This window comes from Shimazuella alba (genome assembly GCF_009831235.1).
In the GTDB taxonomy this organism is placed as follows: domain Bacteria; phylum Bacillota; class Bacilli; order Thermoactinomycetales; family Thermoactinomycetaceae; genus Shimazuella; species Shimazuella alba.
Window position 1 is genome coordinate 1 of sequence record NZ_WUUL01000027.1, and the last position, 10,177, is coordinate 10,177.

Genomic DNA, 10,177 nt, shown 5'->3' on the forward strand with positions numbered 1-10,177 from the left:
TAATATCTTTTTATCTGTTACTCTATTTATATATGCATCGTCAAATCGATTGGCTTTCCTAGGTAAAATCTTATTTTCCATAAGAATATTGTTTGTTCTTTGATTGGTTTCTTTTTGCTTCATCGCACTATCCACATCGATATATGGATAATGGTGCAGCTTCCGAAAAATGTTAGCTATCGTCTTTTCGCCAAACTTTTGAACCAATTGACGAAATTGAACATAGCAAGATAAGTAGTATCGAGATGCTTCACTATCAGGTAGTTGCTCTAATTTCATTTTTTCCAATTGAACAATAGAATACAGTTTAAATTGTTTGTTTAATAATGGTTGTTCCCCTGTTATCAAGGACTCATAGTACATCGCTGCACCTTCCTGCAACCAGTACGCTGCATTGTCATTGGTTAAATCACTCACTAATTGGTGAGTGTATTCATGGGCAAGACCATGAATAAGAGAAGCTTTGTCTTCTTCACTTACTACTAATTTTATTGATTGTTTCGCCTCATTCCATCCTCCTGCCCAAGTCGGCAACGAAAGTTTAACAGATTGTCGAAAAAGTTCTGATTCCTGATATAGTTTTGCTTCCATCACTGATGGATACCAATTGTACTTACTTCCTAATACTTTTGATACTCTTGACAAAATGCCGATAGCTCTTTTTGCCTGTTCCTTTAAATTTGGATCACTATACTTAATCACAATATGTCCGCTTCTCATTTCAAAGGAAAGGGAGTCTGTATCTTTCCAAGACTTTTTTGATTTCTTCACATCTACTGGGTAACGAAATATATATTGCTTATTATTTTTACGATAAGATTGAACGACTTTTACTTGATAACGATCTTTGCTAATCCTCTTCAAGTTCGTTACCTTTAATCGAAAAGAATTTGAATCGATATAGGAGACCGCATCTAGAAACCATCTCTTTTGTTCTTGTCGGTAGTGATTATCGGTATAAATAGTAGATAAATACATCGACAGATCACCTGTATTGACAGCATGTTGTTTAGTAGCAAACAAATCTTGTATGGATTGAACATCGGATACAGGAAAAATTGCAAACCAGCAGCTAAGTAATAAAGTTATCATCATAGAGACCTCCTGCTAGTTATGCTTTCCTAGTTATGAGGATTGTTATGCACAAGAAAAAGCCACCGATTTTGCGGTGGCTTACTTTATCTACTACTAAGGATACGGACCTTTCGCTTGCCGATAACTACTGCTTTGGAACTCCAATAGAATCCCCCCTCAGAAAGTCACGAAGCTTTTCCATCTCCAGGTTAAGTATTTTGTTAAGCTATGCCTATGGGTAAGGCCCTAATGAATTTACTTTCTTCACTGCAATGGATTTGATCATAATTGATGCCCTCCTAGTGAGTCAAGTATTCACCAAGTAGAAATAACCATCTACTTGTAAAGATAATGTTAATAGTTTATAAAGGTTTGGTCAAGGCTTTTTCTGAAATAATTTGAACAGACTAAATATTTCCCATCTGATAAAACTGAGTTTTATATAGTAAAACCCCCTTGTAACGATAAGGAGGTTTCGGATTAAATCGCACCGATATAAATAAATCTTAAGACAAACAAAACGGCCAAAACATACATGATGGGGTGTACCTTTTTGCCTTTTCCAACTACTAATTGACATACGGGATAAAGAATAAATCCTACTGCAATCCCTGTTGCAATGCTATACGTCAAAGGCATCATCACCATGGTAAGAAAAGCTGGGACTGCTTCAACAAAATCATCCCATTTAATATTTTTGAGGCTACCTGCCATTAGTACCCCAACAATAATTAATGCGGGTGAAGTAATAGCGGCAACTCCTGCGAAAGCACTAACCAAAGGATAGAAAAATATAGATAGACCTAAAAATATAGCTGTAACAACCGAAGCAAGTCCTGTTCTACCACCAGTAGCAACTCCTGAAGCAGACTCAATATAAGAGGTAACCGTACTTGTACCCAAAGCCGCTCCTGACATAGTCGCAACAGAGTCTGTAACCATTGCACGACCTGCTCTTGGAAGTTTATTATCTTTCAGTAATCCAGCTTGATTTGCAACACCAACTAACGTTCCAGCATTATCAAACAAATCGACAAATAAGAATGCGAAGACAATCGTAAACAACCCAAGTTCTAATGCACCCATAATATCCATCTGCATAAAGGTTGGTGCAATGCTTGGAGGCATCGAAAAAATACCTGTTGGTGGTGCAATAAGACCAGCAATAACTCCGACAATACCTGTAACAATCATCCCAATAAAAATAGCTCCTGTCATTTTACGAAGCATCAAGATAACAGTAAAGACGAGTCCAAAGATCGTAAGCAAAATGTTGGGATCGTATGAGATTTTCGGATTCAGTGCAATAAAGGTCGCTTCGTTCGCTACAATCAACCCTGCATTTTTCATCCCAATAAATGCAATCAAGATGCCAATTCCCGCAGATACTGCGAACTTCAGGGTTGGAGGGATAGAATTAATGATCATCTCACGTACTTTAGTAACAGTAAGAAGAAGAAAGATAACCCCAGAGATAAACACTGCACCTAGTGCTTTCTGCCAAGGAATCCCCATCCCCAAACAGACAGCAAAGGTAAAGTATGCGTTTAAACCCATACCAGGCGCAAGCGCTATCGGGTAATTAGCGATAACCCCCATCAAGAAGGTCCCAAGCGCTGCTGAAAGACATGTAGCAACGAAAACAGCGCCAAAGTCCATTCCTGTTTTACTTAATAAATTTGGGTTTACCAAGATAATATAAGCCATCGCAAAAAAAGTAGTGATACCAGCTATAACTTCAGTTCGTACGTTTGTTTTGTATTCTTCTAGTTTAAAAAAACTGGATATGCCTGATGCTTTCTTTTCTGACATGCTGAAATCCCTCTTTTTTAAATTGACTTATTCCCACTCAATCGTGGACGGTGGTTTTGATGTAATGTCATAAACAACACGGTTTACATGGTCGACCTCATTTACAATCCGTGTAGAGATCTTTTCTAAAATGTCATACGGTATTCTTGCCCAATCTGCTGTCATTCCATCAATAGAAGTAACTGCACGAATTCCTACCGTATAAGCATAGGTTCTGACATCTCCCATAACCCCAACGCTTTTGAAGTCAGGTAATGCGGTAAAGTACTGCCAAATCTCATGATCAAGTCCAGCTTTTGCTATCTCTTCCCGTAAAATCGCATCAGAATCACGAACAATCTGGAGTTTGTCTTCTGTCACTTCTCCAATCACACGAATTGCTAGTCCTGGACCTGGAAAAGGTTGACGCCAGACAATTTCCCGGGAAATCCCTAACTCTTCTCCAAGTTTGCGCACTTCATCTTTAAATAGCGTATTAAGAGGTTCTATGAGCTCCATATTCATTTCTTCTGGTAAACCACCTACGTTGTGATGCGATTTAATCGTATGTGCAGTAGCTGTACCAGATTCGATGATATCTGTATATAAAGTTCCTTGCCCTAAGAAGTCATGCTTGCCAAGCTTCGATGATTCTTCTTCAAAGACATAAATAAATTCATTGCCGATTATTTTGCGTTTTTGTTCTGGATCAGAAACACCAGCTAATTTTCCCAAGAAACGTTCTCTTGCATCGATTTTTACAAAGTTCATATGGAAATGATCTTGGAACGTCGAAACAACACCTTCTGCTTCTCCTTTTCTAAGAAGTCCATGATCCACGAACATACAGGTTAACTGATCTCCAATTGCTTTATGAATAAGCACTGCTACAACAGAAGAATCTACTCCACCGCTTAGTGCACACAATACCTTTTTATCACCAACACGGTTACGAATTTCTGCTATCGCATCCTCCATAAACGTTTCCATCGTCCAATCGCCTTTACAGCCACAAACAGCAAATAAAAATTCTTTTAACATCTTATTTCCATTTCTGGTGTGTTGGACTTCTGGATGAAACTGTACAGCATAGAACTGTCTGTCTTCATCCATCATAGCTGCTACTGGAGCAGATTCTGTTCTACCGATTACTTCAAATCCTTCTGGAGGAGCAAGCAAGACATCACTGTGGCTCATCCATACTTGTTCTTTTGCTCCAAAGGAGGAAAAGAGTTTGCTATTGCCTACTACTTCTAATTCTGCTTTTCCGTATTCCCGTTTATGAGCACGATCTACTTTTGCTCCGTAATGAGCTGCTATTAACTGCATTCCATAGCAAATTCCTAAGATAGGAACCCCCAAATCAAAAATAGCGGGATCGCACTTTAGCGCCCCTTCTTCGTAAATACTATTTGGTCCGCCGGAAAAAATAATTCCCGAAGGTTTGTGTTGTTTTAATTCTTCTGCAGTGATCGAATGAGGAAGCAATTCACTAAAAACTCCTAGATCACGAATTCGTCTTGCAATTAGTTGATTATATTGACCACCAAAATCAAGAACTACCACACGCTCCATTTGTTGATTCATAAATACCTCCATATTTCCCCCTAAAAAACGAACATATCGTGGATTATTTCTAACAAAATATAACCATATACGAACATTTAGGTCAAGTAATAGGTAGAATGTTTTTTTATAGTCATCTACTTCCAGTTGCATATTAGAAAATTTGCTTTGATATAATGAGAAAGATATGTACCCATTTAAGAAAGCATGGTGATTTTAGTCAGATGTGGAAACAAGATATCGTCGATGAAGCTGTTCGACGTTTTCATGGAACAGAATCTTCATCTATTTGTATAGGCGGTTTTTACCAAAATGTTTTTCAATACGAGCGAGATGGAGAAGAATTTATTTTAAAATTAATCCCATCTGCTAACAAAGATCGGAATATGTTACACTCGGAAATGAAATGGATACAGTTTCTCCGAAAAAACGGAATCCAAATTCCCAAAAATGTTTTATCCAAAAGAGGAAATACCATCGAAGTCATTCACTCTCTTCCCATCCCCTGTTGTGCGATCTCCTATGAAAAAGCAGAAGGAGAAAAAATAAACAACAAAGAAACTGCTTTTTTTCATTGGAATGATTATTTATTCACCCGATGGGGACAAGAAATGGGTAAAATGCATGCGATCTCCAAAAAATTTCACCTGCAAGAAGTTGATACACCTTTTGATGATTGGGATCAAGGAGAAATCTACCATCGAGACTTGTCTACCGCTCCAAAATTAGTACAAGACCGTTGGATCGAACTTCGTCAGAAAGCAAGTACATTTACCCGCAATCAAAAAACATATGGTTTAATCCACAATGAATTTAGTAATCGTAATTTTTTACTAACCAAAAATAGAGAACTGATTATTTTTGATCTCAATCATGTGAAATACCATTGGTACACCTATGACATCGCTATTGCACTTTATAATGCCCTTCATTATGTCTCTGAATACGAGCAAAGCTCTTTTAAACAAGAGTTTTTACATAAATTTATGTTTGGTTACTTCTGTGAAAATGAATTAGAAGATGATTGGGAAGAGAAAATCAATTTCTTTTTAAAGTTTTATACCAATTTCCGTTACCTTTACTTACATATTTATTTGCATAAAGAAAGTGCGAGTAAAGAAAAACTTGAAGAATTTAAACGACTGGAAGCAATCGTAAACCCGTCAAATAAAATATTACGACGCTCGTAAATGGAGAGGAGAACAACATTGCAGAGACAAAAAGTATTAACAGGAGCACCATGGGAAACAGTTGTAGGATACTGTCGAGCAATACGCGTGGGTACTCGTATCGAAGTTGCTGGTACTACTGCTGTACAAGATGGCGAAGTAGTTGGAGTAGGAGATGCATATAAGCAAACTCAGTTTATTTTACAAACGATTGAAGGAGCCTTACAAGAATTAGGTGCTAAAATGTCAGATGTCATAAGAACAAGAATGTTTGTGACTGATATTTCCAAATGGGAAGAGATCGGAAAAGCACATGGGGAATTTTTTCGAGAGATTCAACCTGTAGCCAGTATGATTGAAGTAAAAGGACTGATTGATCCTGATTTGCTAATAGAAATTGAAGTAGATGCTATTGTTAACGATGAATAAAATAAAAAACACGCAATTTGGGAAATGAAATAGATTCGGGCAGTTCGTTAACGAACTGCCCTTTTTTCAGAATCTGATCAGAGAGTCGGGGTTTGCCTCAAAGAACTCTCTCGCGACGTGAAGTACAGCCCTTCTCGATACGCCGTTACCGATGTAACGCGGAGACACCTTTTCTCCGAAAGTGAAATGGATCGCCTGAGAAGTGTTGGCTGCACAACTATGCACCTCACTCTTGATCCAATTCCTTTCTTCCTTATTCTCTAGTTCAAGATGCAGAAGTTCGGATATTGCTTTGAGGAAGCAGGTACAAATCGCCGCCAATGCCAGCATTTCCAGTCCCATTTCTTTAAACTTGATCAATGGCTGTTCATGCTCTTGGAGAAAGCTGTTATACTGCCCAAGCAGTTTCTTAGCCAGTGCTTCTCCCGATTCATTGACCAGCAACTTCAATACTTGGCGATTCTTATTTTCATAAGCCTTTTGAATCAGTTTTGATTGTGTTTGAAGGCGATCACGAATACCGCCAAACTCATCTGTCATCTGATTTTTCTGTTCCTTAGAAGTCACCCTAACTCCTTGATGATTCTGAATTTACAGTGATTTATTCTTATAGTTTAATATATTTTATTAAGTATATACAACTAACCTCAATAACAAATCCACATCTGGCAACTGTTCATCATCTTCACTCAATTTTAATGTCATCAGTCCTGACAACACTTTTAAATAATTTGCGGCTAATTGTCCCGTATCTCCTGCTACAAATTCACCTAACTCTTGTCCTTTTTTTAGCAAAAGGACTAATTGTTCCCAATATTTTTTATTAGAATACTTTCATCACAATCTCTTGTTAATACTTTTTTCTACTCGATTGAAGTCAGTCAAATCTATCATCTTGATTATCACTCACCAAAAATTAGTCCTCTTTTGCTACGATTTCCAAATGAAATACAAGACTTACAATTAAAAATATTTCCAGTTATACTGATGAAGGCTCAATTTTTGAGTGTAATGATGAAAATGGGGGAAAATTTTAATGAATGTATTAATGATTAACATACCTGCCGAGGGTCATATTAATCCAACTCTTGGTATAGTGAAAGCATTGGTTGATCGTGGTGACTCTGTCCACTATGTAACAACAGAAGAATTTAAGGAACGAATTGAAGGATTAGGAGCACATGTCTATGTTCACTCCACTCAACTAAAACCGATTACACCAAAGGAAATGAAAAATGCAAATATCCATGAGTTCTTGCAAGATCTATTGAAGATTTCCCATGAAACTTTGTCCATCGTACAGAAATTAGCTGCTTCCATAACAATTGACTATGTTTATCACGATACGTTTGGCGCTGGATTATTGGTTAAAGATTATTTAAAAATTCCTTCTGTCTCATCTACCGCTAGTTTCGCAATACCTGAAGAACAATTCTTAGAAATATCCAGAAATATTAGTGCAGGAGCTTCTTTGGATTCTTCTCCGAAATTAGAGCGAGAAAATGCATTTTTAACCAAGCAAATGGAAGATAAATTTGGAATAAAAGTAAAACAACCATTTCAATTCATGATGAATAGTGCTGATTTGAATATCGTATTCACAAGCAGATCATTTCAACCAGGCGGAGAATATTTTGATGAGTCATATATTTTTGTCGGCCCCTCTATTTCTAACCGATTTCAATCAAATGATTTCCCTTTAGAAGAGTTAAAAGAACAAAAGGTACTCTATATTTCAATGGGTACTGTATTACAAGGATTTGAATCTTTCTTCCAGACCTGCATGGAGGCATTTTGGGATTTTGAAGGGAAAGTTGTTTTATCTATCGGTAAGTTAACTGACATAACCAAACTTGGGGAATTTCCTGACAACTTTATCGTGCGTAACTATGTCCCTCAACTTGACGTTCTACAACATACTGATCTCTTTATAACCCATGGTGGAATGAATAGTACCAGTGAAGCTCTCTATTATGAAGTACCTCTAATTGTCATCCCACAAACCTCAGATCAACCTTTGATTGCAAACCGATTAGTAGAACTTCATACCGGCTATCGAATTGATCCCGACGAAGTAAGTGTAGAAAAGCTAAAAGAAGCTGTTCAAACCATTTTGTCTGACCCGTCCTATCAACAAAATACAAAAAAGGTGAGCCAAAGTTTTAAGAAAACTGGGGGAGTAGAAAAAGCCCTAGAAGCGATAGACAGGCATTTAAGCCTTTAACAAGATGTAGGGTTTTGTTTAAAAACACTAATCACCCTCTAAAAGGTGTCAGTTTTAACTGATTATTCAAAATATTGCGTTTATATATATATCTATACTTCAAGCAGTCGGCTTTGAAGAGGATAGGTGTTAGGTTTTTATTTTCAACTTGATTCATAAACAAGCTGAAATAGTGAGTAGTATAAACGTTGCTTCCTTCTTGACATCTTTGTGTCAGGAAGGAAATTTTATCATTATAGCGAGCAGATAAACAGCATTACCAAATAACCATTATGAGTGTAATAAATGAAAAAATAAAAATAGATAGGGGTTATAACTTTGTCACTAGAAAAAACAAAGCTTGTTCCTGTAATGTGCTCCTTATTTTTGGCGATTTTAGTAGCCTCACTTGATAATACAATTGTCTCCACTGCAATGGGAACAATCGTTGGCGAATTAGGTGGTCTGGATCAATTTGTTTGGGTTACCTCTGCTTACTTAATTGCAGAGATGGCAGGGATGCCGATCTTTGGGAAACTATCTGATATGTACGGTAGAAAACGATTTTTCATGTTGGGGATTTTCTTATTTCTAATTGGGTCCATATTATGTGGTACATCGCAGAATATTACTCAATTAAGCATTTATCGAGCCATCCAAGGTATTGGCGGAGGAGCATTGATGCCGATTGCTTTTACTATTATTTGGGATGTATTTCCTGCCAAACAACGCGGAAAAATGAGCGGTATTCTTGGAGCTATATTTGGCCTCTCCAGTATTTTTGGACCGCTTGTCGGAGCTTACATTACAGATATTTGGAACTGGCGATGGATTTTTTATATTAATATACCGATTGGTGCTATCTGTTTGATACTTATCTTTCTGTATTATCATGAATCAAAAACACAAGTGAAACAAGTTATTGACTGGCTGGGTGCGTTCACTTTAGTTTCAAGTATAGTTTGTCTAATGTTTGGATTGGAACTTGGCGGAGATCAATACATGTGGAGTTCTATGCTAATTTTGTCATTGTTTGCCGGTTCTCTTATTTTGTTTAGTACATTTCTATATATCGAAACCAAAGCAATAAATCCAATTATCTCTTTTGAAATGTTTAGATATCGTCTATATACAGCTAGTAATTTTGTGGGACTATTTTATGGTGCTACTTTTATGGTATCAACGATTTACATTCCACTTTATATCCAAGGTGTAATGGGTGGAAATGCTACTAGTTCTGGACTATTACTCATTCCAATGATGATCGGCACAACAATCACTGCTTCTCTTGGGGGTGAATTGGTTAAGAGAATGAGTTATAGAGGAGTTATGTTTGCTTCCATTGTGATTCAACTAGTTGGCATTGGATTTCTGAGTACACTTTCACCTGATACATCCAGACTGGAAGTTACCATCTATATGATAATTATTGGTTTAGGAACAGGGGCATCCTTCTCTGTACTCGGTATAGCAGCAATGCATCATTTTAATAGTAGTCAACGAGGTGCTGCTAGTTCTACAAATGCATTTTTACGATCTCTAGGTATGACGATAGGAATTACTATATTTGGAGTAATTCAACAAAACATTTTTAATAACAAGCTATCTAGGACTTTAGATTCAATGAGTACAAAAAATATAGGTGATCCACATGTACTTCTTACAGCTGAGGGAAGAGCCAAGATACCAGCATCTAGTTTAGATAAAATTACTGAAATTTTATCTACTTCGATTACTCAGACTTTTCTTTGGACTTTAGTACCAGCTATTCTCGCATTGTTGTTTGTAGTATTAATGGGAAAAGCAAAGTTATCTGATGAAAAAATAACACAATATTAAGATTTATTTTAGTGTAAGCCGGCATAGCCATAATTTTTAGACACCATTTTTTAATTATCAACCACCCGCATAACATGTGTCACAAAAAATCGTAAACAACTAGCTA

9 protein-coding genes are annotated in these 10,177 nt (G+C 36.9%); 4 read left to right on the plus strand and 5 right to left on the minus strand.

Features of this window, described 5'->3' with window-relative positions; genetic code table 11:
* The 3 genes from GSM42_RS20105 to guaA form a co-directional block, all read right to left on the minus strand.
* Positions 1-1,095, minus strand: a 1,095-nt coding sequence (locus GSM42_RS20105) for a magnesium and cobalt transport protein CorA (RefSeq protein WP_160803350.1), incomplete at its 3' end; no start/stop codon positions are given.
* 459 nt (positions 1,096-1,554) lie between these two features.
* Positions 1,555-2,862: an NCS2 family permease gene (locus tag GSM42_RS20110; protein ID WP_338055346.1), complete on the minus strand. Its 1,308-nt coding sequence runs from the start codon at positions 2,860-2,862 to the stop codon at positions 1,555-1,557.
* 51 nt (positions 2,863-2,913) lie between these two features.
* A complete protein-coding gene (gene guaA / locus GSM42_RS20115) occupies positions 2,914-4,452 on the minus strand; it encodes a glutamine-hydrolyzing GMP synthase (protein ID WP_160803352.1) in 1,539 nt (512 codons plus the stop codon).
* Between the two features lie 203 nt (positions 4,453-4,655).
* Between guaA and GSM42_RS20120 the strand changes: the two genes are divergently transcribed.
* Positions 4,656-5,621, plus strand: a complete 966-nt coding sequence (locus GSM42_RS20120; protein WP_160803353.1) for a phosphotransferase enzyme family protein — start codon at positions 4,656-4,658, stop codon at positions 5,619-5,621.
* 18 nt (positions 5,622-5,639) lie between these two features.
* A complete protein-coding gene (locus tag GSM42_RS20125; protein ID WP_160803354.1) occupies positions 5,640-6,029 on the plus strand; it encodes a RidA family protein in 390 nt (129 codons plus the stop codon).
* A gap of 66 nt (positions 6,030-6,095) precedes the next feature.
* Here the strand turns inward: GSM42_RS20125 and GSM42_RS20130 are convergent, their stop codons facing one another.
* Complete coding sequence (locus GSM42_RS20130; protein ID WP_160803355.1) at positions 6,096-6,596, minus strand: hypothetical protein; 501 nt, start codon at positions 6,594-6,596, stop codon at positions 6,096-6,098.
* A 60-nt stretch (positions 6,597-6,656) separates the two neighbouring features.
* Positions 6,657-6,824, minus strand: coding sequence for a hypothetical protein (locus GSM42_RS20135; protein WP_160803356.1), 168 nt, complete (start codon positions 6,822-6,824; stop codon positions 6,657-6,659).
* A gap of 241 nt (positions 6,825-7,065) precedes the next feature.
* Between GSM42_RS20135 and GSM42_RS20140 the strand changes: the two genes are divergently transcribed.
* Together GSM42_RS20140 and GSM42_RS20145 are read left to right on the plus strand one after the other, a co-directional pair.
* Complete coding sequence (locus tag GSM42_RS20140) at positions 7,066-8,253, plus strand: macrolide family glycosyltransferase (protein ID WP_160803357.1); 1,188 nt, start codon at positions 7,066-7,068, stop codon at positions 8,251-8,253.
* A 318-nt stretch (positions 8,254-8,571) separates the two neighbouring features.
* The gene (locus GSM42_RS20145) at positions 8,572-10,071 is read left to right on the plus strand and encodes an MDR family MFS transporter (RefSeq protein WP_160803358.1); all 1,500 of its coding nucleotides are present in this window, start codon (positions 8,572-8,574) and stop codon (positions 10,069-10,071) included.
* Positions 10,072-10,177: the final 106 nt, after the last annotated feature.

Excerpts from the sequence above, each read along its gene's own strand:
- guaA (WP_160803352.1), bottom strand. The coding sequence starts at position 4,452 with ATGAATCAACAAATGGAGCGTGTGGTAGTTCTTGATTTTGGTGGTCAA.
- GSM42_RS20120 (WP_160803353.1), top strand. The coding sequence starts at position 4,656 with ATGTGGAAACAAGATATCGTCGATGAAGCTGTTCGACGTTTTCATGGA.
- GSM42_RS20140 (WP_160803357.1), top strand. The coding sequence starts at position 7,066 with ATGAATGTATTAATGATTAACATACCTGCCGAGGGTCATATTAATCCA.